This is a genomic window from Tautonia sp. JC769 (assembly GCF_040717455.1).
Classification (GTDB): Bacteria; Planctomycetota; Planctomycetia; order Isosphaerales; family Isosphaeraceae; genus Tautonia.
Window position 1 is genome coordinate 85787 of sequence record NZ_JBFEFH010000009.1, and the last position, 23854, is coordinate 109640.

At 68.6% G+C, this 23854-nt stretch carries 19 protein-coding genes; 2 read left to right on the forward strand and 17 right to left on the reverse strand.

Translation table 11 applies throughout. The annotated features are described in order from the left end of the window. Positions 1-5 precede the first annotated feature (5 nt). From AB1L88_RS11445 to AB1L88_RS11465, 5 genes are all read right to left on the reverse strand, one after another. Positions 6-368, reverse strand: coding sequence for a hypothetical protein (locus tag AB1L88_RS11445; protein WP_367096792.1), 363 nt, complete (start codon positions 366-368; stop codon positions 6-8). A gap of 1345 nt (positions 369-1713) precedes the next feature. Beyond that, positions 1714-2853, reverse strand: a complete 1140-nt coding sequence (locus AB1L88_RS11450) for an acetyl-CoA carboxylase carboxyltransferase subunit alpha (protein ID WP_367096793.1) — start codon at positions 2851-2853, stop codon at positions 1714-1716. 124 nt (positions 2854-2977) lie between these two features. Continuing rightward, complete coding sequence (locus AB1L88_RS11455; RefSeq protein WP_367096794.1) at positions 2978-3868, reverse strand: serine/threonine-protein kinase; 891 nt, start codon at positions 3866-3868, stop codon at positions 2978-2980. A 186-nt stretch (positions 3869-4054) separates the two neighbouring features. Beyond that, a complete protein-coding gene (locus tag AB1L88_RS11460) occupies positions 4055-5353 on the reverse strand; it encodes a glucose-1-phosphate adenylyltransferase (protein ID WP_367096795.1) in 1299 nt (432 codons plus the stop codon). 236 nt (positions 5354-5589) lie between these two features. Further along, positions 5590-5913, reverse strand: coding sequence for a DUF6793 family protein (locus tag AB1L88_RS11465; RefSeq protein ID WP_367096796.1), 324 nt, complete (start codon positions 5911-5913; stop codon positions 5590-5592). A 365-nt stretch (positions 5914-6278) separates the two neighbouring features. Between AB1L88_RS11465 and AB1L88_RS11470 the strand changes: the two genes are divergently transcribed. Further along, positions 6279-7682 carry a hypothetical protein gene (locus AB1L88_RS11470; protein WP_367096797.1) on the forward strand — a complete coding sequence of 468 codons (1404 nt, stop codon included), beginning with the start codon at positions 6279-6281 and terminating at the stop codon, positions 7680-7682. Between the two features lie 6 nt (positions 7683-7688). Then, positions 7689-10670: a PVC-type heme-binding CxxCH protein gene (locus AB1L88_RS11475; RefSeq protein WP_367096798.1), complete on the forward strand. Its 2982-nt coding sequence runs from the start codon at positions 7689-7691 to the stop codon at positions 10668-10670. Between the two features lie 167 nt (positions 10671-10837). Here the strand turns inward: AB1L88_RS11475 and AB1L88_RS11480 are convergent, their stop codons facing one another. From AB1L88_RS11480 to AB1L88_RS11535, 12 genes are all read right to left on the reverse strand, one after another. Continuing rightward, positions 10838-12415: an NAD(P)/FAD-dependent oxidoreductase gene (locus AB1L88_RS11480; protein WP_367096799.1), complete on the reverse strand. Its 1578-nt coding sequence runs from the start codon at positions 12413-12415 to the stop codon at positions 10838-10840. Positions 12416-12571: 156 nt separating this feature from the next. After that, entirely contained in the window at positions 12572-13006 is a 435-nt protein-coding gene (locus AB1L88_RS11485) for a hypothetical protein (protein ID WP_367096800.1), read from the reverse strand. Between the two features lie 100 nt (positions 13007-13106). Continuing rightward, positions 13107-14894 (reverse strand): rhomboid family intramembrane serine protease, encoded by a 1788-nt coding sequence (locus tag AB1L88_RS11490; protein WP_367096801.1) that lies wholly within the window; start codon positions 14892-14894, stop codon positions 13107-13109. Positions 14895-14937: 43 nt separating this feature from the next. After that, positions 14938-16644: an NADH-quinone oxidoreductase subunit N gene (locus tag AB1L88_RS11495; RefSeq protein ID WP_367096802.1), complete on the reverse strand. Its 1707-nt coding sequence runs from the start codon at positions 16642-16644 to the stop codon at positions 14938-14940. Positions 16645-16741: 97 nt separating this feature from the next. Beyond that, positions 16742-17080, reverse strand: coding sequence for an NADH-quinone oxidoreductase subunit NuoK (nuoK, locus tag AB1L88_RS11500; RefSeq protein ID WP_367096885.1), 339 nt, complete (start codon positions 17078-17080; stop codon positions 16742-16744). Beyond that, positions 17080-18885: an NADH-quinone oxidoreductase subunit J gene (locus AB1L88_RS11505; protein ID WP_367096803.1), complete on the reverse strand. Its 1806-nt coding sequence runs from the start codon at positions 18883-18885 to the stop codon at positions 17080-17082. Before AB1L88_RS11505 ends, nuoK begins: the two co-directional genes overlap by 1 nt. Before the next feature lie 31 nt (positions 18886-18916). Next, positions 18917-20233 carry an NADH-quinone oxidoreductase subunit NuoH gene (nuoH, locus tag AB1L88_RS11510; protein ID WP_367096804.1) on the reverse strand — a complete coding sequence of 439 codons (1317 nt, stop codon included), beginning with the start codon at positions 20231-20233 and terminating at the stop codon, positions 18917-18919. 68 nt (positions 20234-20301) lie between these two features. After that, on the reverse strand, positions 20302-20673 hold the full coding sequence (locus tag AB1L88_RS11515) for an NADH-quinone oxidoreductase subunit A (protein ID WP_367096805.1): 372 nt from the start codon (positions 20671-20673) through the stop codon (positions 20302-20304). A gap of 168 nt (positions 20674-20841) precedes the next feature. Next, positions 20842-21153 carry a hypothetical protein gene (locus AB1L88_RS11520; protein ID WP_367096806.1) on the reverse strand — a complete coding sequence of 104 codons (312 nt, stop codon included), beginning with the start codon at positions 21151-21153 and terminating at the stop codon, positions 20842-20844. Positions 21154-21311: 158 nt separating this feature from the next. Next, positions 21312-22067, reverse strand: coding sequence for a 4Fe-4S binding protein (locus AB1L88_RS11525; RefSeq protein WP_367096807.1), 756 nt, complete (start codon positions 22065-22067; stop codon positions 21312-21314). Between the two features lie 121 nt (positions 22068-22188). After that, positions 22189-22563 carry a hypothetical protein gene (locus AB1L88_RS11530; protein ID WP_367096808.1) on the reverse strand — a complete coding sequence of 125 codons (375 nt, stop codon included), beginning with the start codon at positions 22561-22563 and terminating at the stop codon, positions 22189-22191. Between the two features lie 7 nt (positions 22564-22570). Then, entirely contained in the window at positions 22571-23653 is a 1083-nt protein-coding gene (locus AB1L88_RS11535; RefSeq protein WP_367096886.1) for an NADH-quinone oxidoreductase subunit D, read from the reverse strand. Positions 23654-23854: the final 201 nt, after the last annotated feature.

The following is a 23854-nucleotide window of genomic DNA, read 5'->3' on the forward strand; positions in this document are numbered from 1 at the left end:
CGCGGTCATTCCGGCCAGCTCATGAACCAGGCGTGCAGGGTCCCGCTCCAGAGCCCCATGCAGGCGATCGCCGTCACCAGGCCGAGCACGACCGCGATCCTGGCCCGCAGGGCGATCATCTTCGAGCGGTGCTCGACCCGCCTCAACTCCTTGGCCAGCATGGTCATCTGGCATTCGATCCATTCGAACCGCTCGATGAGCATCTCCGACGGCATCGACGGGTTCTGGGCCTTCTCGTCCAGGTCGCCGGTGCCGGCCGCCAGGGCGTTGCGGGTGCTGTCCCAGCGGCGACGACGCTCGTGCAGGGCGAGCCGTTGCAGCCGATCAAAGACCTCAGGTTCTTGGTCACGACTCAGACGCTCAGCCATGTGTGCTCAACTCCAAGACCCCTCGCGAGATGCGCCGTGCTGCCCGTGCAGCCCCGGCCCCGCCCGGGGACCTCGCCCGCGCTCTCCTGCCCGATCCCCGCACGCACTGCGAGGAGAAGACGCCGCCCGCCCTCCGCATCCGCCGCTCCCAGGACTCGCCCGGCCCTGCCCTCGCTCCTCCTCGAGTCAGCCCGAGGCGAGCAGTCGGATGAGCGCGATCGGGATGCCGGTCGACCGACCGACTGACTGACCGGGACACGTCGCGCTCACCCTCTCCGCGGCTCCAATCGAGTGCCTCGCAGATCCCCCGTCGCCTCGGCCCATCCGCTTTCCCCGCACACCGGCGAGGACGCCGGCTGCGTCCGGCGCAAAACCGCATCGGATGATCCACGCCAGGGCGACCGGGAATCGCGCCGAATCGCCCGGGTCCGGGGCCTCCCGCGAGGGCCGACCCTGCGGACCGATCCCCCGATGCCATCAGGAGATCGGCCCGAAGGGTCGGCCCTGCAAGGGCAACGCGTCCGGGCCATTCGGCCTCGGTCTTCGAGAACTCTAGTTCGCGATTTCGCGGGCGAAGGTGGCCTGCCCGCCCGCGCCCCCGAATCCCGCTCCGGCCCCTCCTCCGCCCGCCGCCTTCCCTCGAATCGCCGTCGCTCGCCCACCGCGGCCGTGCCGCCGGGCGAGCCTTCGGGAGGAGTCCGTACTCCCTGGCCGCTCGCTCGCCACGCTCCATCCTCGGGGGGCGATCCTGCCTCCTGCGCCCGGATTCCGCGATTCTTGGGCGAATTCCCGATTTCTGTGCTTGGGCCTCCCCATTTTCCTGATCTTTAAGGACGACGGCGTAACGCCTCGATTGCTCCCCGACATGGAGGGCTTCCCCAGATCGTCGGACGATCCTCCCCCTGCCCGCCCTCGCCCCCGAATTCCACCCTCGATTCCCGAAACGAACCCTCGTCGACTTGCAGAATCCGTTCTTTGACAAGCAGTTACGCTATTTCTCCCCGGCGCACCGGCGGCGCACCCGACGGCGCACCCGACGGCGCACCAGCGGCGCACCGGCCCTTGGGGCGAGCACTCCCGGCGATCGCCCCGAAGCCGACCCGTTGTGGAGAACCGGTCGAGCCGGTCGGAGCGAGCGTCCCCTGCCCGACCGGGAGCCGATCATCGGCCGCCGGTCCGGCCGACCGGAGACTTCCCCCGGGATGGCCCCGGGCGATTTCCCGAAACGAACGGTCAGAATCGCCCGAACGCTCGGCCTCGCTTTCGGTTCCGTGCACCGCGTCCGGCGCATCGGACGCGCACCGCATGGCGCACCGGACGCGCACCGGGACCGTGCGACCTCGGCTCAGGGCGAGGTCGGCGGGTGGTGGACGGAGGCGCCGTTGACCGCCGAGGGGGGCGGAGTCGCCTGAGCGGGACCCCCCGGCTCCTCGGTCCTGTCGGCGTCGGGCTCGGCCTCGGGGTCAGCGACGGCCGGCTCGGGCCCCTCCTCGAAGAACTCCCCGATGCGGCGGAACTTCTGGTAGCGGTGTTCCAGCAGCTCCTCGCGGGGGATCTCGGCGATCTTGCGGAGCGACCGGGTCAGGAACCCCTTCAGGGCGACGGCGGCCCCCCGGGGGTCGCGGTGGGCGCCGCCGGGGGGTTCCTCGACCACCTCGTCGATGATCCCGAACCGCAAGAGGTCGCGCCCGGTCATCTTCAACGCCTCGGCGGCCCGGTCCTTCCGCTCGGCGGTCTTCCAGAGGATCGTGGCGCAGCCTTCGGGGCTGATGACGGAGTAATACGAGTGCTCCATCATCCCCACGCGGTCGCCGATGCCGATGCCCAGGGCGCCCCCGGAGCCCCCCTCGCCGATGACGACGCAGACGATCGGCGTGTCGATCTGGCTCATCGCCATCAGGTTCTCGGCGATGATGGCCGCCTGCCCGCGCTCCTCGGCCTGGATGCCGGGATAGGCGCCGGGCGTGTCGATCAGGCAGACGATCGGCAAGCGGTGCCGCTCGGCCAACTTCATGGCCCGCAAGGCCTTGCGGTAGCCTTCCGGGTGGGCGCAGCCGAAGTTGCAGGCGGTCCGCTCGGCCAGGTCCCGGCCCTTCTGGTGGCCGATGAACATCAGCTTCTTCTCGCCGAGGTGGGCGAAGCCGGTGACCATGGCCGGGTCGTCGCCGACGGCCCGGTCGCCGTGGATCTCCAGGAACTGGTCGAAGATCAGCTCCAGGTAATCGCGCGACTGGGGCCGGAGCTGGTGCCGGGACACCTGGACCGTCTCCCAGGGGGTCAGGTTGGCGAAGATCGCCCGCTTCAGGCCGATCAGCTCGCGCCGGATGGTGCGAATCTGGTCGGTCAGCCCGGAGCCGTCCCCCTGCGATTGCCGGGCCTCGAGCTCGGCGAGCCGGGCCTCCATCTCGAAGATGGGGGCCTCGAAGGGCAGGCGGTACTGATTGGGGGCCTGGGTATTGGTGTTCGGGTTGGTGGCGGGGGGCATGGTCGGCCGCCTCCTCCTGGCGCGGGCCGTTCGCCGGGGGGGGCCGGCGGGGTCGTGTCTGGGGTCGGTTCGATTGGGTTCGGGTCGGGTCCCGAGGCGATTGCGATGCGGGATTGCCGGGCGATCACATGGAGTAGCGGTCGGCCATGGGGTCGGGGTCGTCCTTGAGGATCCGGATCCGGTTGAACGCGGCCAGGAACTCCCGCAAATCCTTGAGACGATCGTCGGGTTTTTTGGCGATCATCTTCAAGACCAGATCGGAGAATTCTTTCGTCACGTTCTTGTTGTGGGCGATCGGCGGGACCGGCTTCTCCTTCATGTGCTTGTTGAGCAGCTCCATCGGCGAGTTGGCCCGGAAGGGCTGCCGGCCGGTCGCCAGCTCGTAGCAGGTGATCCCGAAGCTGTAGATGTCGGCCGCGGCCGAGGGGGGGAGCCGGCGGATGACGTCGGGCGAGATGTAGCTGTAAGTCCCTTCCCTGGGAGGCTTTCCGGAAAAGATCTTGCCCAGTCCGGAGGGGATCTTCTTGGCCAGGGCGTAGTCGATGACCCGGACCTCGCCCGACCGGTTGATGAGGATGTTCTCGGGCTTGACGTCGCGGTGGGCCCAGCCTTGCTCGTGCATGTAGGCCAGCGCCTCGGCCGATTGACGGAGCACCGAGTGGGGCCGGCCGGCCGGCAGCGAGTAGTCCTGCGGCTTCCCGATGACCAGGCGGAGCGTCATGCCCGGGAAGTAGTCCATGACGAAGTAGGGCGAGGGCTTGGCGTTGACGAACTCGTGGACCCGGATCAGGTTCGGGTGGGTGAACATCAGGCCGAGCTTGGCCTCGAAGGCCAGGGCCTTCCGCTCGGCCGGGTCGCCCGATCGGCTCTCGAGCAACTCCTTCAGGGCGAAGCGGCGGCCCGAGCCCTCCTGGACGACCTCCATGATCACGGAGTTCTGGCCCATCTGGAGGACCCGGACGATCCGATAGTTGCCGATCCGGTCTTCGCCGGTCGTGGTGGTTCCGGTGGCCACGGGCCCTCCTCGGCGGCGAGTTGCCGGGCCGCCGTCTCGGGCATTCCTGGACGTCAGGAACGGGCGGCGGCCCGGGGCTGGTCGAAACATTGAGCGGCGGTCGATCTTACCAAACCCGCCGCCCGGCACAACGCGGGTCGGCCCGGGTTGAGGCGGTTCGGCCCGGCCCGATCGGACGCCAGCGACTCAGATCTCGGTCCCGTCGGGGATCACGGCGAACTTGGGCACGACCACGATCCCGTCTCGAACATAGTACAGGCCCTCGCGGTCGACCTCCTGGTCCCTCGGTTGCTTGCGGATGCGGACCCCCCGGCCGACCCGGGCGTTCTTGTCGATGATCGCATCCTCGATGATCGAGTCGTCACCCACGCCGATGTTCGGCCGCCCTTCCTCCTGGTTCTTCTGGATGCCGCGCTGGCCTTCGAAGACGTCGGCCCCCATGACGTAGGAGTTGCGGATGGTCACATTCTCGCCGATCTGGGTCCGGAGGCCGACGATCGAGTGCTCCAGCACCGTCCCCTTGCCGATGGCCGCGCCGTCGGCGATCAGGCAGCGGGTCAGGGTCGCCCCGTTGACCTTCGAGGGGGCCATGAAGCGCGGGCGGGTGAAGATCGTCTTGTTGTCGGCCGCGAAGTCGAACGGGGCGTCCACTCGGGTCAGGTCGATGTTCGCCTTGTGGAAGGCGCCGATGGTGCCGATGTCCTCCCAGTAGCCGTCGAAGGGATAGATCTGGACCCTCATGTCGGGGTCGGCGATGGCGGCGGGGAAGACCCCCTTGCCGAAGTCGTCCACGTCCATGCGGTTGAGCAGGTCGACGAGCACCTCACGGTTGAAGAGGTAGATGCCCATGCTCGCCAGGTACGAGCGGTTGCCGGCCCGAATCCCCTGGCCTTCCAGCCACTTCGGGTCGGTGCGGACCGAGTCGAGCGCGTCTCGGGTCTTCGGCTTCTCGAGGAAGTTGTGCACCTGGCCGTCGGGCTGGATCTGCATGATGCCGCAGGCGGTCGCCTCCTGCTCGTCGACCGGCAGGGCGGCGATGGTGGCCACCGACTTCGTCTCGTGGTGCAGGCGGATCATCTCCTGGAAATTCATCCGGTAGAGCTGGTCCCCGGAGAGGATCAGGACCAGGTCGCTCAGCTCGTCCTTGAGCAGGTCGAGGTTCTGGCGGACCGCGTCGGCCGTCCCCTGGTACCACTCCTGGTTCTCCATCGTCTGCTGGGCGGCCAGGATCTCGACGAAGCCGCCGCCGAAGCCGTCGAACTTGTAAGTGTTCGTAATGTGTCGATGCAAGCTCAGCGAGTTGAACTGCGTCAGCACGTACATCCGGTTCAGGCCGGAATAGATGCAGTTGGAGATGGGGATGTCGATCAGCCGGTACTTGCCGGCGATCGGCACGGCAGGCTTGCTCCGCAAGGCGGTCAGCGGAAAGAGCCGGGTGCCTCGGCCGCCCCCCAGAATCAGACAGGTCACATTATTGCGAGTCATGACAGGAAACCCCCTGGCGATTCGGATCGGCGCGGTGTCTCGCCGAGAGGACCGACCCGAGCATCCGACGTACCCTACCCCCAGTCTAACCGAAGGCGGGAGGAGGCTCGACCGTCGGGCCCAAAATGCGCCGGGATCGGCGGCGACGGGCGGCCCGTGGGGCGGGTTCTGCGGGGTGCGCGGCGCACGCGGCCGGAGCCCGCCCCGGGACTTGGGTCGGTCGAATCGCCGGCCGGTTACCAGCCGAGCGACATGTTGGACTCGATGACCTTGCGGGCGTCGTCCAGGTCGGTGCCGGTCTGCTGCATGTACAGGCGGACGGCGTGCAGCTTGTCTCCCCGCGCGTTGGACAGGCACTCGCGTGCCTTGGTACACGGGTCGATCCCCCCCTCGATCCCCAGCAACCGCTTGGAGATCACCCAGGCGTCACGCGGACGGTGCGTGACGCGGAGCACCTCCTCGCCCGGGTAGTTTTCCTCGGCGAAGGCTCGCGCGGCCGATTCACCCTCGACGCACGCGATCATGATGTGCGACGTCGTTTCCACCTCGAACAGAGGCATGATGATGCCCCCTTTCTACGAGTCGAGCGGCCGGCCGTCGATCACGACGATGTCGGCCGGGGCCGCGAGGCTCATCGAGTTGTGAGTCAGAGAGATGGGTTCCGCCACTGGGAATCGTAAGTCGCCGCGCCACCCCGGGTCAAACCTTTTGGGCCGAAAATGGAGGGGCCCCGGCCGGGCGAATGGAGCGAGGGGCGCCGGCCGCCCAACCGGCCCGACCGTCGCCCCCGGGGGCAGCGCCTACCTCCCGTTCGCCCGACGGATTACCATGGCGATCGAGCGGAACCCCGGCCCGTCGCCGCCGAGGAGGATGGTTCCGAGGATCGTTGCATTCTCGCATGAAAATGCGTTGGGGAGAAATTTCGATGATGCGGTTGCTCGTGGCGGCCCTGGTTCTGGGAACGATGGGCTCGGTTCCGGCCTCGGCCGGAGAACTTCGGGTCGGTGCCGCCCGGGAGGTGATCACGCCCCCTCCCGGGACGCCGATGGCCGGCTACTACTTCGAACGGGCCGCGGAGGAGGTGCACGACGACCTGTTCGCCAAGGCCATCGTGATCGAGTCGGGCGAGATGCGGGCCGCCCTGGTCGCGCTCGACGTCATCACCACGACGCGAGACCTCGTGGTCGATGCCCGACGCGCCATCGAGGAGGCGACCGGGATCCCGGGCGATCATGTGATGATCAGTGCGACGCATGCGCACACCGGCCCGGTGATCGCCGATCGATCGCGGCGGTCGCAGTCGCTCGGCGGGGGCTCGGACCTGTCGCAACGCTACCGGGAGGGCCTGCCGGCGAAGATCGCCGAGGCCGTCCGGCGTGCCGACGCGGCCAAGGTGCCCGCGAAGGCCAGCGCGGCCCGGGGCAGCGAGTCGTCGATCGCGTTCAATCGGCGGTTCCACATGGTCGACGGCTCCGTCGGCTGGAACCCCGGCAAGCGGAACCCGAGGATCGTGAAGCCGGCCGGCGTGATCGACCCCTCCGTGCCGATCGTCTACTTCGAGTCGCTCGACGGCGACCCCCTGGCCGTGTACGTCAACTATGCCGTGCACCTGGACAACGTGGGCGGGCCGGCCATCTCGGCCGACCTGCCGCACACCCTCTCGAAGCTGATCGCCGAGTTCAAGGGGCCGGAGGTGGTGACGGTCTTCACGGCCGGCTGCTGCGGGGATATTAATCATATCGACGTCTTCTGGGCCGAGCCGCAGAAGGGGTTCGAGAACGCCGCCCGCATGGGGATCATCCTGGCCGCCGAGGTCCTCCGCAACTGGCCGAAGCTGGAGGATGTGGAGGACGTCGCGCTCCGGATCGATCGTGAAATGGTCGCCCTGCCCTTGCCCGAAATTTCTCCGGAAGACGTGCCGGAGGCCGAGGCCGTGGTCGAGCGGCATCGTTCCGGCTCGACACCGCAGCCGAGCTTCCTCGAGACCGTCAACGCGTACAAGGTGCTCGATGTGGCCGCTCGGGACGGCGAGCCGAACGAGGTGGAGGTCCAGGTGATCGCCCTGGGCGACCTGATCGCCTGGGTGTCGTTGCCGGGCGAGATCTTCGTCGAGCTGGGGCTGGAGATCAAGCAGGATTCGCCGTTTCAGCATACGATCATCGCCGAGCTTGCGAACGGGTCGATCGGTTATATCCCGTCCCGGCGGGCGCATGGCCAGGGGAATTACGAGGTGGTGAGCGCACGCTGCGCGGAAGGGTCGGGCGAGATGCTGGTCGATGCCGCCGTCCGGATGCTCAAGGCCCTGCATGGCGAAGCAATCAAGGAGTGAAGGGTTATGAAAATGCGTTCCATTGTGCTTCGAACGCTGGTGCCGTGCATTGCGTGTTCGCTCGGGTTGCTGCTCGTCGCGACCGGAGCCGCGACGATGGCCCAGCAGCCGGAACCGCGGAAGGGGCCGCTCGAACCCGAGGAGGAGAGGCAGACGATCCACGTCGATCCCGGGCTGCGGGTCGAGCTGGTCGCCGCCGAGCCGCAGATCACGAGCCCGGTGGCGATGGCGTTCGACGAGCAAGGGCGGCTCTGGGTGGTCGAGATGCGCGACTACCCGAACGGACCGGCCCCCGGCGAGCCACCCGAAGGCAGACTCAAGATCCTTGAGGACCGAGATGGCGACGGGTTTTTCGAGGATGCCCGGGTCTTCGCCGACGAGCTGCTCTTCGCGAACGGCGTCATGCCCTGGAAGGACGGGGCGATTGTGACGGCCGCGCCTTATGTGATCTGGCTCCGTGATACGGATGGTGACGGTCAGGCCGACGTCCGCGAGATCCTGTACGAAGGCTTCGCCGTCGAGAATCCGCAGTTGCGCGTCAGCCATCCGACGCTCGGGATTGACGGTTGGATTTATGTGGCGAACGGACTGCGAGGCGGCCAGGTCCGCCGCGCCGGCGATGACGACGCCGAGCCGATCGACCTGAGCGGCCGCGATTTCCGGTTCGACCTGGTGCACGATCGCGCCGAGCCGATCGCGGGGATGGGGCAGTACGGCCTGACCTTCGACGACTGGGGCCGCCGCTTCGTCTGCACGAACCGCAACCACCTGGTGCCGATCATCCTGGAAGACCGCTATGCCCGGCGGAACCCCGACCTGCCCGCCCCCGGCCGCGCCTCGGACGATCAGACGGCCGGCGGGGCGGCCGAGGTCTTCCCCCTGGTCGACCAGTTCACCACATCATCATTGCACATTGGCAGCTTCAGCGCCGCCTGCGGCGTGACGGTGTACCGGGGGGATTTGCTGCCGGAGGGTTACAAGGGATCGGTCTTCACCTGTGAGCCGACGGGGAGCCTGGTCCATCAAGAAGTACTCACGCCGGAGGGTGCCGCGTTCTCGTGGAAGCCGCCGCGCGAGGGGGTGGAGTTCTTCGCCAGCACCGACGATTGGTGCCGCCCGGTCGCGATGGCACACGGCCCCGATGGTGCGCTGTATGTTGTGGATATGTACCGGGCGGTGATCGAACATCCTCAGTGGATGCCCCCCGAATTGAGGGAACGAGCCGACCTGCTCGACGGGAAGGAGCGGGGGCGGATCTGGCGGATCGTGCCGGAAAACCGGGAGGATCGGCCGGAATCGCCCAGGCTCGGGGAGTCCTCGACGGCCGAACTGGTGGCCCTGCTCGATCACCCGGACGCCTGGTGGCGGACGACCGCCCAGCGGTTGCTCTTGCAGCGAGAGGACCCGGAGTCGGTCGCGCCGCTCCGCGAGCTGGCCCGATCGTCGAAGTCCCCCGAGGGGCGTGCCCATGCGGCCTGGCTGCTGGAACATGCCGGGGAACTGGACGGGGAAACCCTGCTCGGATTGCTCGGCGACGATCACCCGAGGATCCGGGAGCAAGGGGCCTTGCTGGTCGAGCGTCGCCTCGCGGGGGAGCGGGAATTGCTCGACGCGGTGATCGACCTGGCCGACGATGACGATGCCCGGGTCCGGTTCCAGGCGGCGCTGGCGCTTGGGTTCGTGGATGATGATGTGATCCTCGATCCGCTGGCGACCATCGCACGGCTCGGGGCCGGGGACCGCTGGACGCGGGCCGCGGTGGGCAGCGCCGTTCCGGGCCGTGCCGGCCCGCTTCTATTAACCTTGCTTGATGCGCCGCAAAATCTGACCGAAGACATCGATGACGGGCGATTGACCCTGCTGCAAGAACTGGCGGCGCTCGTCGGCACCCGTCGCGACCCGGAGGAGTGTGCCGAGGTGCTGGAGGCGCTCTGGCAGATCGACCGCGACGCCGACCGCTGGCGGCTGGCCGGGCTGAATGGCCTGGCCGACGGGTTGGGGCGTCGAGGGACTCGGTTGGGGACATTCCTCGGTGAGTTGCCCGGGGCGATCGCCGCCCAGACCGCCGAGGCACTTGCCGGGTTCGCCGACCTGGCGGAGGATGCCGACGCCGACCCGACCGCCCGGCGCGATGCGATTCGGTTGCTGGCCGATGCCCCCTGGGACGTGGCCGACGGTGCGCTGTCGCGACTCCTGGTCGAGGAACCGGATCAGGGGTTGCGGATCGCCGCGGCCCAGGCACTCGCGGCGCGGGCCGAGCCGGAGGTGGCCGCTCGCTTGCTGGGACCGTGGCGGGGCCTGACCCCCGCGGTGCGTCGCGAGGTGGCGCAGGGGATGGTGGCGCGAGCGGATCGGGCCGGTGCGCTGCTGGATGCGATGGAGCAAGGGATTCTCGCCCCTCGGGATCTGGATGCGAACCAGAGTCGGCGACTGCGCGAGCATCCGACCCCGGAGGTCCGCGACCGGGCGCAATCCCTGCTGGCGTCGAGCCTGCCCGCGGAGCGTGCGGCGGTGCTGGAACGCTACCAGGAAGCGATCGAGCTGCCGGCCGACCCGCACCGCGGGCGCGAGGTGTTCCGAAAGCTTTGCACCACCTGTCACCGCTTGGAGGATGAGGGGGTGGTGGTGGGTCCGGACATCGGCGACACGAGGACCCGGACCAAGGCCGCCCTGCTCACGGACATCCTGAACCCGAACGAGGCGATCGATGCGAATTACGTGAGCTACACGGTGGCCACGGTGGATGGGCAGGTGCTCGGCGGCCTGATCGCCTCGGAGACGGCCTCGGCCCTGACCCTCATGAGGGCGGAAGGCCAGACCGACACGATCCTGAAGCAGGAGATCGACGAGATCCAATCGGACGGCGTCTCGCTGATGCCCGAGGGGATCGAGCAGGATCTGACGGTGCAGGAGATGGCAGACTTGCTGGATTATTTGAAGAACTGGAGGTACATGGATGGGGTGGTGCCACTGAGCGAACAGGAGTGACGGGAATTAGAGAACATGTGAGCCACGGATGAAACACGGATGAAACACGGATAAGAAGAAGGGGATAAGAAAATTCGAGTGATCCCCATCAGGTCGAGCCAATGGAGAAAATCTCTTGCTCACCATCTGCGTTTCATCCGTGTTTCATCCGTGGCTCGTTCTCGGATTCAAGCGGCCTCGACCCGGCGGGGGACGGCGCGGCCGGCGAGGTCGGAGGAGGCGTCGTCGCCGCCTTCCTCGTGGTACTCGGCGTCGGTGTTGACCTTCCAGGTGTCGTAGGAGCCGAGGCCGAGGATGTTCCGCGCGGCCAGCAGGGCGGTCATCATCGAGTGGTCTTGATTGTTGTACTTGTGCATGCCGTTGCGGCCGGCGAGTTCGAGGTTGTCGAACCGGGAGAGCCAGCGGCGGATGACGGCGACGCGGTCGCGGTAGGAGTCGTCGTAGACGGGATACGCCTTGGGCATCCGGACGACGCAGCCGTCGATGACGGAGGAGCCCGGGACGAGGCCGATGGTGTCGATCTCGCGGCGGCCGAGCTCGATCAGGTCGGCGTCGCTCATGCCCCAGAGGTCGTCCCCCTCGAAGCAGAAGTATTCGAGCCCGAGGCTGGAGGTGTTCGGGTCGGGCACCATCTCGGGCGACCAGTTCTTGAAGTTCTGGACGCGGCCGAGCCGGACGCAAGGGTCATGGACATAGATCCATGTGTCGGGGAAGGTCTCGGCGCGGTTGACGATGAGGACGACCGTGAGGAAGTCGCGGTAGCGGAGCCCGGCGGCGGCCTCGCGCACCTCGTCGGGGGCGGCGGGGCTCATGGCGTTGATCAGGTGCCGGATGGGCATGGTCGAGAGGAAGTGCCGGCCGAGGTAGCGGGTGGTGCGCCCTTCGGGATCGACGCTGACGAAGGCGTTGATGGAGCGGCCGTCGTGCTCGATGCGGTCGACGCGGCGGCCGAGCTGGACGGAGCCGCCCCCCTCCTGGACGCGGTCGCGGACGGCTTCCCACATCTGGCCGGGTCCGAGGCGAGGGTATTTGAATTCCTCGATGAGGGTCTTGACGACCTCTCCCCCTCGGCCGGGCAGGCCGATGCGCAGGGCGCTCAGGGCGGCCTTGATGAGGCTCAGCCCTTTGATGCGCTGGGCGGCCCAGTCGGCCGAGATGGCGGAGGTGGGCATCCCCCAGACCTTCTCGGTGTAGGTCTTGAAGAAGATGTCGAAGAGGGTGCGGCCGAATCGGTTGACGATCCAGTCTTCGAAGCTGCGCTCGGGTTCGATGGGCTTCAGGCGCGCCTTGAGGTAGCTGGCGAGGATGCGGACCGATCGGAGCGGGCCGAGCTTGAGCAGGGCGTCGACCGGGCGGAGCGGGTAGTGGAAGAACTTACGGTCGTAGTAGATGCGGCTCAGGCGAGGCCGGCGGAGGAACTGGTCGCCGAGGACCTCGTCCCAGAAGGCGTTGACCTCGGGGCTCTTGGAGAAGAAGCGATGGCCGCCGATGTCGAAGCGGTATCCTTTGTAAACGTCGGTGCGACTGATGCCGCCGACGAGGTGCGGGTCGGCCTCGATCACGACGCAGCGGCGGCCGTGCCGGGTCAGTTCGAGGGCGGCGGTCAGGCCCGCCGGGCCGGCGCCGGCGATGACCGCCTCGTACGCCCCGACGACGGCCTCCCGATCCGGATCCTCGACGCGATGCCAGCGATGCGGCGGAAGATTGCTCCGCGTGGTCGCGGGCCTCGACTCCTGACTGCCCATGCCGGACTCCCCATCCATGAGGACTCAGCGGTTTTGACCGCGATTCCGTCCCGTCCCCAGGCGTTGCCAACGGCCGATCGCCTCCGAAAGGGGGGGGCGAGGCTGGTCGCTCGGCGTGGGGTGGAAGGGGTGTTCTGTCAGATCCGGGCCGGATGGTCAAGGCCGGACGGTGCTGGATGACGCCTCGGGGCTGAGCAACTCCAGGGTGCGGCTGACGAAGGCCGAGGCGGCATCGAGGGCCTCATCCGGTGCGAGCCGCAGCTCCTGGGCCCGCTCGAAGGCGTGGAGGTGCCGCGCGTCGAGCTGCCCGGGGCGGACGTAGAGGGCGTCGCAGGCGAGGATGAGGCAGCGGAGCCCCGCCTCGCGGTACCCCTGCTGATAGACGAGGGCTCGGAGGCAGCAGAACATGGCCTCGTAGCTCATCAGGCAGAGGTCGGTCGGATCCCCCTTGGGATTGGCCCGGAGGTTGGCGGCGGCCTCGAGCCGGTCGGCGGCGCGGAGGAGCAGCTCGCCGACGCGATCGGCGGCCGAGTCATCGCGGCGAAGGTAGGGGCTTTGGAGGCACGCCTCGAAGGTCTGGACGATGGCCATGGGCTTGGGTGTCGGGCGAAAGTGGGAGAAATGGGGGCGTAAGAGCTGGGGGACCACCGGGTTTGATTGTCGCGTCGGGGGACTTTGGTTGCCAGGGGGATCAGGGAGCGGGAGGCTCCGGGTCGCTCTCGTCGGCCTCGCCGTCCGGCGGGATCTCGACGAGGCCGTGCGTCTTGAGGTAGTCCTGGCGGCGTTGCTGGAAGCGGTCGACCTGCGCGATGCTCTCGTTGCGGAGGGTGAGGAAGCCGTCGGGGGCGTCGAGCGCCGGGTGCTCCTCGGGCTGGTCGAGGTGGCGCGCGAGGGCCTGGAGCGACCGGTTCAGGGCCTCCTGGGCGGCGAGGATGGCGTCTCGCATGGCGAGAAGGTCGGGGTCGTCGGCCTCGATCCGGGCGAGGTCGGCCCGGTTGGCTTCCCCTTCGGCGAGCAGGGTGTCGAGCTGGGCGCGGTCGGCGGGTGCGACGACGGGGGCCAGACGCATCCGATTGAGCAAGGCGTCGAGTTCCGTGTTGATCGTGTCGAACCGCTGGAGGGCGGGGCGCATGGCCTCGGCCATGTCCTGGTAGGCTCGCAACGGCTTGCCGAGTTCCTGCTTGAGCAGCGCGAGGATCTCCGGGTCGCGACGGACCTGGCTGGTGACGAACTGCCCGAGCAGCACCAAGGCCGAGGCGACCGCGATTCCGCCGAGCAGTTGCCGGATCAGGCCGGCCGTGGGGCGGGCGACCGGCCAGGGGCGTTGCAGGAGCAGGCCGGCGACGAATCCGGAGGCCAGGCCGCCGAGGTGCGCGGCGTTGTCGATGCCGGGGATCGCCAGGCCGAACAGCGTGTTGTAGACGACGAAGGCGATCACCCCCCCCCTCACGCTGGCGACGACCGGCGCGGGGATGGCCGACCGGTGCGAGATCAAGAAGGCCCCGAGGCCGCCGATCAGGCCGAAGATCGCCCCCGAGGCCCCGACGCTGACGACCAGCGGATGCCACCAGGCGCTGGCCAGGGCGCCGCCGAGCCCGGCGGCCAGGTAGAGCAAGGTGAACCCGAGGTTTCCGTACAGGCGTTCGACGAGCGGGCCGATCCGGGAGAGGACCCAGAGGTTCACGCCCAGGTGGATGATGCCGCCGTGGAGGAAGACGGAGGTCAGGAGCCTCCAGAACTGGCCGTCGATCGCCACGGCCGCGCCGACGTTGCCGCCCCAGGCGATCAGGGCCGGGACGCTCGGGCTCAGGATCGAGATGCCCGAGAGGACCATCGCCACGAAGACGATCAGGCAGGCACCGATGAGCACCGGGGTCACGACCACGCGAGGGGTGGCCGCCTGCACGTCGGCCTGGAACGATCGGACCTCGCCGTCGACCTGATGCAGGGCGGCGGCCTGCCGGGCGACGTGGCCGATCTCGGCCCGGGCGCGGTTCAGGGCGTCGCGCGAGGTCGAGCCGGCCAGGTCGCCCGAGCGTCGGGCGTGGGACAGGGTGGAAAGGACGTCGGCCAGGGCCTCGGCGGTGCCGTTGCCTTCGGGCGATCGTATCGGGAGCGTCTGCCGGTGGCCGAGGTCGAGCGTCGTGTCGAGCGTGCCGGCGACCCGGACCGATTCGGGGAGTTCGTCGAAGCCCAGGGCGTTGCCGGACCGCGGCGAGCCGCCGCCGGGCCAGCAGATCCGCTGCGAGGTGATCGTGCAGGCGGGGACCGGGCCGGCCGGGCCGGGCTGTTCGACGATCGCCAGCAAGAGCTCGTCGGGCCTCGGGACGAGGTACGACTTCAGCGCCCGGACGGCCGCGGAGGGGTCGAGCTGCGGGGCGACGAAGCACCCCGGATGGCCCCGGAGCGGCTGGCAGGCGGCCAGCGCGAAGAGTTCCCAGGCGTCGACCTCGGGGCCGGAATCGGAGTCGTCGTGCACGGTGCCGGTCCTCGAAGTCGAAGGAGTCGGGAGGGGGGAGGGCTCACGGGAGGCGATGGGCGGTCGCGATTCCGGGGGCGGGGGCGGCGATGGGGGTCGCGGCGGCGGCCGAGGGGGCGGGGCGATTTCGGTCTCGATCGCGGTCGAGGTCGGTTGGGGGCAGGGTGATGGCGAGCATCGAGCTGCCGGCCATGCGCATCGAGTCGAGCAAGGGGGTGGGGGCCAGGCCGAAGCCGACGGCGGCCAGCGTGGCCAGGCCGATGGGCCAGGCAATCCCCCGAGGCGCGGGCCTCGGCGCGCGGTCGCCCCGGCGGAGGAACATGGCGCGGAGGACCCGGGCGTAGTAGAAGGCCGAGATGACCGAGTTGACCAGGGCCAGGGCGACCAGGGTCAAGAGCAAGGGGCGGGCGGTCGGGTCGGCGTTCAGGACTTCGAGGAAGAGGTAGAGCTTGGCGAAGAACCCGGCCGTCGGCGGCACGCCGATCAAGGAGAGCATCAGGACGACGATGCAGGCCGCCAGTCCGGGCGCGTGCACGCCCAGGCCGTTGAGGTCGTCGATGTCGTCTCGCCCCGTGTCGGAGACGAGCCAGGCGGCCACGGCGAAGGCGCCGACGGTCGTGAGGCTGTAGATGACCAGGTAGAACAGGACCGACCCGGCGGTCTCCCCGCTCGTCGAGTCGGCCCGGATCGTCACCGCCGCGGCCACGACGCCGACCAGGATGTAGCCGGCGTGGGCGATCGACGAGTAGGCCAGCAGCCGCTTGAGGTTCCGCTGCCCGAGGGCGGCGAGGTTGCCGAAGGTCATCGTGATGGCCGCGATCAGGGCGAGGATCAGGACCCAGCCCCCTGCCCCGTCTGTCCCGGCGGTCCCGGCCCAGGGGCCGAGGGCGTGCAGGAAGACCTTCATCAGGGCGACGAAGCCGGCGACCTTCGATCCCGAGGCGATCCAGGCCGACACCGGGGCCGGGGCCCCTTCGTAGGTGTCGGGGGCCCAATGGTGGAACGGGACGGCGGCGATCTTGAAGCCGAAGCCGACGAGCACGAGCAGGACGGCCGTGCCGCCGAGCACGTCCCCGGCGATCCCCAGCGACACCTCGCCGCCGACGCGGTCGAGCAGGACCTTGCGGATACCGTCCAGGTGGGTCGTGCCGGTGAGGCCGTAGATCAGGCTCAGGCCGAACAGGAACAACGCCGAGCAGACCGAGCCGTAGACGAAGTATTTCATCCCCGCCTCGGACGACCGCAGGCGAGCCTTCTCGAAGGCCGAGGCGAGGTAGAGGCAGATGGTCATCATCTCCAGGCTGATGAGGAGGATGAGCAGCTCCTCGGCCGAGACGAGCACCATCATGCCGACGCCCGCCCAGAGCATCAGGGCATAATAGGGACCCCAGTGCTCGGTGAAGTCCCAGGTCAGCGAAAGGCCGAGCACCATCGCCAGCAGGAGGGCGATGAGCGCATGGAAGGACTGGGTGAGCAGGTCGCCGGCGATCGTGCCGTAGAAGAGGGTCGGGTCGAGGTCGGAGAACCCCGCCGAGGGGACGAGCAAGGGGGCCAGCAGGAGGGCGAGCACGCCGATCGGGCCGAGCAGGGCCAGCAGGCCGAGCCGATTGCGCCGGGAAGGGCCCGAAGCCCCTCTCATCAGGGCGACGTCGAGCAGCAGGACGACGAGTCCCCAGAGGGTCAGCCAGAGCGGGGCCGCCAGGGACCAGAGCTGGCCGAGGTTCACCGGCTCGGCGGCGAAAGCGGGCATGGGAAAGGGTCCGATCGCAGGGTGCCAAAAGGGGGAGTCGTTCGGAGAGGGACCGGCCGAAGTTCGATCGGCCGGTCGGGCGGGGTCGAGCCGGGCATCAACCGGACATGCTGTTGTAACGGTCCACGTCGGCGGCGAGCCAGCGTCGGTAGCAGAGCAGGATCAGGGCGATCCCGACGGCGACCTCGGCCGCGGCGATCGTGATCACGAAGATCGCCAGCATGACGCCCGAGATCGGCGCGCCCTCGGGGCTGGCCGCGTCGTTGAACCGCCAGAAGGCGACGAGATTGATGTTGGCCGCGTTGAGCATGATCTCGATGGCCATCAAGAGCGCGATGGCGTTGCGCCGGGAGAGCACGCCGAACAGGCCGATGGCGAAGGCGGCGGCCGCGAAGAAGAGGAACCAGCTCAGGGGGATGTCGCCACTGTTCGTCATCATGATTGCGGGGACCTCGTCGCGGCGCCGGGAGACTCGGGGCGGGCAGGCGGTCGGGAGCCTCCCGGAGGACCGGCGGGGGCCGCGGCCGGTTCGGGATCGCCGGCCAGGCCGCTCGGGGGGAGGGGCCGACCCGAGGCGAGGCGATCGGCCAGGGCCTCGGACAGCTTCGGGGCGTCCCGCCGTTCCTGGCGGGCCAGGACGATGGCGCCGACGAGGGCCGCCGTCAGCATCAGGCCGGCGACCTCGAAGGGGACGACCGACCGGGTCATCAGCTCCAGGCCGACGGCCCGGGGCATGTCGGCGATGACCGCGGCCGTCGTGGTGGTGGGGCTGGCGGACGCGGCCCAGGCACCGTCCCGATCGTCGTAGAAGGTGATGGGCCTCCCCTCGGGGGCCAGGGCCAGGCGGATCCCTTGCGGTCCGGCGGCGATCTGGGCGAACGGGCCGACCGGCCCGGTCAGGGCAATTTCGACCGGATCGGCCCCATTGGACTCGGGATCGAGGGACCAGACCTGAATGACGGGCCGGATCTCAGCATCGTCGGCTTCGGCCTCGGCGTCCGCCGAGTCCGATCCAGGGGCAGGCAAGACGAGGGCGGCGACCCGTCGGGCGTCGCTGGCCAGGGAGACGGCGATCGGGACGCCGCGGAGCCCTTCGACGGCGACGACCTCGGCACGGTCGGGGATGTTCAGGACGCGGAGATCCCACCGGCCCGGCGATCCGCTGACGAGCGAGGCGACGGCCACCAGCGGGCCGACGGCTCCCCCCGCGGCCGGCGGGGGCGGAGGGGGCGGCGGGGGCCCCTGGGGATCGGAGGCGATCGGCTCGGGCGGGGGGACCAGGCTGAGCGCGACGGCTCCGATCGGCTGCCCTTCGCCGGACGAGGCGATCGAGGTCGATTCGCCGGTCGAGAGGTTCCAGGTCACGACCCGGCGGTCGGCCCCGGCGGTGATCAGGTGTCCTTCGGGGGTGAAGGTCATGGCGAGCACCGCGCCGTCGTGGGCGTCCAGCTCGACCGGCTCGGGGCCGACCCAGACCCGGACGATCCCGTCCCTGCCGCCGGCGGCGACCAGCAGGTTTGCCCCGTCGTCCTCGAACTGGGGGGGGCTGACGGCGACCGACGTGATCGAGCCGGGACGGCCTCCGGAGCGGTCGAGGATGGTCCGGTTGCTCAGGGTCTGCCAGGCGCGGACCCGCCCCCGATCGTCGGCCGAGACGACCAGCGAGGAGTCGGGACTAAACGCAACGGCCGAGGGGGCAAGGCCCTCCGGGTGCAGGACCGCGCGTTGGTTCCCGGCGATCGTCCAGAGGCGGACCCGCCCGTCGGCGTCGGCCGAGGCGACGAACTGGCCCGAAGCACTGTAAGCTAGAGCGTGCGATGCCGGCCCGCCGATCCGGGGGTTCACCCCCCCGGGGCGAGAACCGATGCGGGCCCACGACTCCTGGCCCGGTCGGCCGCGCTCGGCGTTGATCCCGAACAACAAGACCCCCAGGACGCCCAGGGCGACGAGGCCGGCCGGGAGTTTCCAGGCCCAGTGGCCGCCGGTCGTCTCGTCTCCCTGGACGTTCCGGGTGAGCATGATCCCGAACAGCAGGAGGATCGAGACGGCGCCGATGTAGATGAGCACCTGCATCGCCGCCAGGAACTCGGCCTCGAGCAGGACGAACTGGCAGGCGATCGTGAAGAAGAAGGCGACCAGGAACAGGGCCGCATGCACGAGGTTCCGCGCCAGCACCGTGCCCAGGGCCGTCAGCAGGCCGACGGTCGAGACGATCAGGAAGATGAGCTGAAGGGGGCTCACGGTCGTGCGTCCTCGGGGGCGGTTCGGCTCATCACAGGGAGCGTGAGGGGGTGGGGGTGGGGGTCGGTTGTGCCAGGGTCGCCTTGCCGAGGACCGGCGCGGGGCCTTCGGTCCGGGAGAGGCGGACGAATCCGGCCACCGCGACGATCAGGACCGGCAGGGTGACGAGCCAGCCGAGCAATGGCTGGCCGCGCCGGACGCCCACTTCCAGCCAGGCCGCGGCCACGAGGATGTTGACCAGGCAGAGCGGGATCAAGACCTTCCAGGCGAAGTTCATCAGGCGGTCCACCCGCATCCGGGGCAAGGTGGCTCGGACCCAGAAGACGAGGAAGATCATCAACGCGACCTTCACGCCGAAGATGCCGACCAGGATGACATTGGCCAGGATCACCGAGTCGACCGACCCGAGCGGCCAGGTCGTCCCCGGCAAGGTGCCCCCGCCCAGGAAGGTGGCGACGGCCAGGCACGAGATGCCGAAGATCGCCAGGTACTCGGCCAGGAAGAAGAGGCCGAACCGCATGCCGGAATACTCGGTATGGTAGCCGGCGATGATCTCCGACTCGGCCTCGGGCAGGTCGAACGGGGCGCGGTTGACCTCGGCGATGCTGGCGATGACCAGGAGCACGAAGGCGGCGATCCCCGGCGGCGAGAAGAGGAACCACCCCTGATCGAGCTGGGCGTTGAAGATGCCGACGAGGCTCAAACTCCCCGTCCAGAGGATCACCGGCACGAGGGAAAGGACCTGCGGAATCTCGTACGAGACGAGCTGGGCCACCCCCCGCATCGAGCCGATCAGGGCGAACTTGTTGCGGCTCGACCAGCCGGCCAGGAAGATGCCGAGCACCGACAGGCTGGCCGCGGCGATCAGGTAGAGCAGCCCCGAGGCGGTATCGACCGCCGCCAGGCCGGGATACCAGCGCGAGGCTTCGTCCGGGGCTTCCGCCAGGCCGAAGGGGATCATGTCGCGATCGGTCGATCGGACCCCGAACGGGATGACGGCCAGGACCAGGAACGCGGAGATCATCAGCAAGACCGGCGCGAGCAGGTGGACGAAGGCGTCGGCCGATCGGGGGACGAGATTCTCCTTGGTCACGAGCTTGATGGCGTCGGCGATCGGCTGCAGGAGGCCGAACGGGCCGACCCGGTTCGGGCCGATCCGGTCCTGGAACCGGCCGGCGAGCTTGCGCTCGGCCAGGACGATGTAGGCCACGATCCCCGGGAAGACGACCAGGAAGACCAGCAGCCAACCAGCCCAGTAAAGCCAGGCAGGCCCGGCAAGCCCGGCCCGTCGCAGGCCGTCGTCGCCAACGGCGAGCAGGAACACCGGGTTCAGCAGCGGGGCGATCACGGGGCCTTCTCTCCTTCGGACGCGAGCCTTCGCCGGCGGTGCGATGCCATCCGGGTTCGATCACTCACTCAGACCCAGCGAAGGTCGCCGGACGCCCACGCATAGGCCAGGCCCACGGCGAGCATGACCAGGAAGATGACCATCTCCACCAGGACGAACAGCCCGAATCCCAGCTCGGCCAGGCCGAGGTAGCTGACGGCCCAGGGGTAGAGGAAGACCGTCTCGATGTCGAAGACGACGAACAGGATGGCGTAGATGTAATACTGCAAGCGGAACCGGACCCAGGTCTCGCCGGTCGTCCGGACGCCGCACTCGTAGGTCTCCCCCTTCTCGACCGACCCTTTGCGGGGGGCGATCAGGGCCACCAGCACGAGCGGCCCGACGGCGAAGGCGATCGCCGCGAAGAGCAAGAGGCCGATGAAGCCGTAGTTCGGGATCATCGCAAGGCGGTCCTTCACGTCGAAGCGAGAAATAAGGAGGGATCAGCCGAGACCCACCCGGACGCGAGCCGACGCGCGACGACCGGGGCGATCCTCGGACGCGGCCCCGGCCGATCGGCTCGATGGACCGGCGAGCGACCCTGGCGGTCGCGGTCACTCGAACGAGGGTCAGACCGACTGCGGGGCCGGTCCGCTCGCGGTGGCCGAGGCGGGGGCCGGGGTGTCGAGCGTCTCGACCCGGGTGTTCTCGTCGAGCGCGATGTTGGTGATCTCGCCGTCGTCGCGGCGGAGGCGCAGGGTCGGCTGGTGGCAGTAGAGGGCCTTGCCCCCCATCTCCATGCCGCCGACCGGGCGCAGCCCCTCGCCCTCGACGGTGCCGGTGACCTCGGTCTTCCAGCGACGATGGCCGACGCGGACGAATTGCACGACCCGCACCCGGGTTCCAGGCACGTACTGGGGTTCAGGCTTGTTCAGGAACATCGGCGAATCGGACTCCATTTGCGGATGGCGGGCGATCGTCTCCGCGCCGGCGGGGCCACACGAAGGGGCCGGCGGCATTGGCGAACATTGTAGCGACCCGGGGCCGCCTTTGCGTAGGGCAAGGCGCCGGTGGATGGGGAAAGTCGGGGCGATGACGGTCACGCCCCGGTCTCGGCCGGCTGGGCCGGGGCGAGTGCCTTCTGGAGCCGCTGGGTTTTCTTCTTCTCGACCTTGGCCCGTTCGGCGGCTTCCTCGGGGCTGGCCCAGGCTTCGGGGTGCGTCTCGGCGTAGTAGGCGCTGGAGACGAGCAGATCCTGGAGCGAGTAGATGTGCGACTGGTGCCGCTCGTAGTTCGACAGCTCGAAGTTCTGGTCCATCTTGATGGCGTCGAACGGGCAATACTCGGCGCAGAGGCCGCAGTTCATGCAGACGTCCATGTCGATGTAGAACTCCTCGGGGAGCGGGACCACGTTCCCCCTGGCGTTTTTGGCCTGGGACATCCAGATGCACTGCGGCGGGCAGACCTTCGCGCAGATGTTGCAACTGGTGCAGCGGACGTTGCCGTCCTCGTCGTCGTAGATCAGGACCGGCAGGACGCGGAAGCGTTCGCGGGTCGGTAGGCGTTCGTCGGGGTACTCGACGGTGAACAGGCCTTCGGTATCCGGCCCCTGATCGACGACCGGCCCGCGCCGGTGTTCGGGGCGTTTCCACCAGAGGTCGATCGGCAGGTCGCCGCCCCCGTGCCTTGAGGCGGTCGCCCCGTGGCCGACGGTGAAGGTGCGGAGGAAGCGTCGCATCGTCACCAGGTGCCCGGCGATCATCCCCTTGCCGAACGGCCAGAGTCCCAGCACGGCCGAGATGGCCGCGCCGATCGCCCCGAAGACGGCCCCCATGATCCTCCTGAACCCGTTCATTCGTTCCAACCTTTCACGCCAAAGCGAATCCGCTGTGCTGCCGCGGTTCGGGAGATTTCTAGCCGAGGACGATGCGGTCGTTCACGTTTCAAGGTCGCTCCACGGCGATGGATTGAAGTGCTCAGGGCTGCTGTTGCCCTAATCCTGATGTCCAGAACATGAAATCGTGTGGGCCATGTATTTCAAGGTTGTTGCCGTCGAAGCTCGTCGACAACCTGTCTCTGAAAACCTCCGGAGGGGATCGGGCCGGATCGGGCCAATGGTGAAGCTCGAAGAACCGGGAGTGCCGGCCGTCGTCGAATTCGAGTCGATAACGGCCATGAGGGTCAATCCGAGAGTAGCGATGAACGAAGACGACGCTCAACGGTGGTTCCGCGGGAACGGCCAGCACCTGGACCACGTCGCGACGGATCCGCACGCGTTCGACCGTGACGAACAAGGAGGCGATCACACCGATCGACACCAAGGCCAGCAAGAGCCATCGCCGCGTCGTCATGCGAGCTTCACCGATCCACCTCTCCCAGCACGATGTCGAGGCTGCCGAGGATGCCGACGACGTCGGCGACGGTGTGGCCGAGGCACATGGTTTCCAGGGCCGTCAGGTTGATGAAGCTCGGGCTGCGGACGTGGTAGCGGTAGGCGGTCGGGCCGCCGTCGGCGACGACGTAGTAGCCGAGCTCTCCCTTGGGGTTCTCGACGCGGGAATAGGCCTCGCCGGCGGGGACCTTGATCTGATAGCTCTTCTTGCCCGGCAGGATCGGGCCGTCGGGCAGGTCGCGGAGGGCCTGCCTGAGGATGCGGACACTCTCGCGCATCTCGAGCAGGCGGATCAGGTAGCGGTCGTAGACGTCGCCGTTGGTGGTGCTGATGACGTTGAAGTCGAACCGGTCGTAGATCGAATAGGGCGCAGCCCGGCGGACGTCGTACGGGACGTTCGAGGCCCGCAGCACCGGCCCGGCCGTCGAGTAGGCGATGGCCTGTTCCCGGGTGATGACGCCGATCCCCTTCGACCGGTCCTTCAGGATCTCGTTCTCCGAGAGCAAGCGGTCGAGCTCGTCGATCTTGCGGTCGAGCCGGTCGTTGACGATCCCCCGGCAGCGCTCGGCCCATCCCGGGGGCAGGTCGAAGGCGACGCCGCCGAAGCGGAAGTAGTTGCACATCATCCGGCTGCCGGCGACCCACTCGAACAGGTCGAGGATCAGCTCGCGTTCCTCGATCGCGTACAAGGCCGGGGTGAAGAACGCGCCGAGGTCGTTGAGCAGGAAGCCGATCGACCACATGTGGCTGGCGACCCGCGTCAGCTCGGCCATGATGACGCGGAGGTACTCGGCACGCTCGGGGACCTTGGCGTCGTCCCCCATCAGTTGCTCGATGGCCAGGGCAAAGCCGAAGTTGTTGCCCATCGAGGTGAGGTAGTCGAGCCGATCGGTGAACGGGAAGTTCATCAGGAACGTGTTCCGCTCGCCGATCTTCTCGTGGTTGCGGTGCATGTAGCCCATCACGGGCTTCAGGCCGACGATCGTCTCGCCGTCGACCCGCAGGTTCATCCGGAAGACGCCGTGGGTCGAGGGGTGTTGCGGCCCCATGCTCAGGACGAACTGGTCGGTGTCGAGCCCCTGCAAATCGACCCCGTCTCCCAGGGGAGTCAGGCCGATCCCCTTGGGGTCGAGCGCCGGGTCGAAGTGGTCCCAGTCCCGGTGCGACTGGGGAATCTTCAGGTTCGTGCCGTGCGGGTTGAATTCCTCGGCGCGGAAGTGGTGCCCCTGGCCGTCCTCGATGCGGCTCGG

Excerpts from the sequence above, each read along its gene's own strand:
- AB1L88_RS11445 (WP_367096792.1), bottom strand. The coding sequence starts at position 368 with ATGGCTGAGCGTCTGAGTCGTGACCAAGAACCTGAGGTCTTTGATCGG.
- AB1L88_RS11450 (WP_367096793.1), bottom strand. The coding sequence starts at position 2,853 with ATGCCCCCCGCCACCAACCCGAACACCAATACCCAGGCCCCCAATCAG.
- AB1L88_RS11460 (WP_367096795.1), bottom strand. The coding sequence starts at position 5,353 with ATGACTCGCAATAATGTGACCTGTCTGATTCTGGGGGGCGGCCGAGGC.
- AB1L88_RS11465 (WP_367096796.1), bottom strand. The coding sequence starts at position 5,913 with ATGCCTCTGTTCGAGGTGGAAACGACGTCGCACATCATGATCGCGTGC.
- AB1L88_RS11470 (WP_367096797.1), top strand. The coding sequence starts at position 6,279 with ATGATGCGGTTGCTCGTGGCGGCCCTGGTTCTGGGAACGATGGGCTCG.
- AB1L88_RS11475 (WP_367096798.1), top strand. The coding sequence starts at position 7,689 with ATGAAAATGCGTTCCATTGTGCTTCGAACGCTGGTGCCGTGCATTGCG.
- AB1L88_RS11480 (WP_367096799.1), bottom strand. The coding sequence starts at position 12,415 with ATGGGCAGTCAGGAGTCGAGGCCCGCGACCACGCGGAGCAATCTTCCG.
- AB1L88_RS11485 (WP_367096800.1), bottom strand. The coding sequence starts at position 13,006 with ATGGCCATCGTCCAGACCTTCGAGGCGTGCCTCCAAAGCCCCTACCTT.
- AB1L88_RS11495 (WP_367096802.1), bottom strand. The coding sequence starts at position 16,644 with ATGCCCGCTTTCGCCGCCGAGCCGGTGAACCTCGGCCAGCTCTGGTCC.
- nuoK (WP_367096885.1), bottom strand. The coding sequence starts at position 17,080 with ATGACGAACAGTGGCGACATCCCCCTGAGCTGGTTCCTCTTCTTCGCG.
- AB1L88_RS11515 (WP_367096805.1), bottom strand. The coding sequence starts at position 20,673 with ATGATCCCGAACTACGGCTTCATCGGCCTCTTGCTCTTCGCGGCGATC.
- AB1L88_RS11520 (WP_367096806.1), bottom strand. The coding sequence starts at position 21,153 with ATGTTCCTGAACAAGCCTGAACCCCAGTACGTGCCTGGAACCCGGGTG.
- AB1L88_RS11525 (WP_367096807.1), bottom strand. The coding sequence starts at position 22,067 with ATGAACGGGTTCAGGAGGATCATGGGGGCCGTCTTCGGGGCGATCGGC.
- AB1L88_RS11530 (WP_367096808.1), bottom strand. The coding sequence starts at position 22,563 with ATGACGACGCGGCGATGGCTCTTGCTGGCCTTGGTGTCGATCGGTGTG.
- AB1L88_RS11535 (WP_367096886.1), bottom strand. The coding sequence starts at position 23,653 with ATGGGGCCGCAACACCCCTCGACCCACGGCGTCTTCCGGATGAACCTG.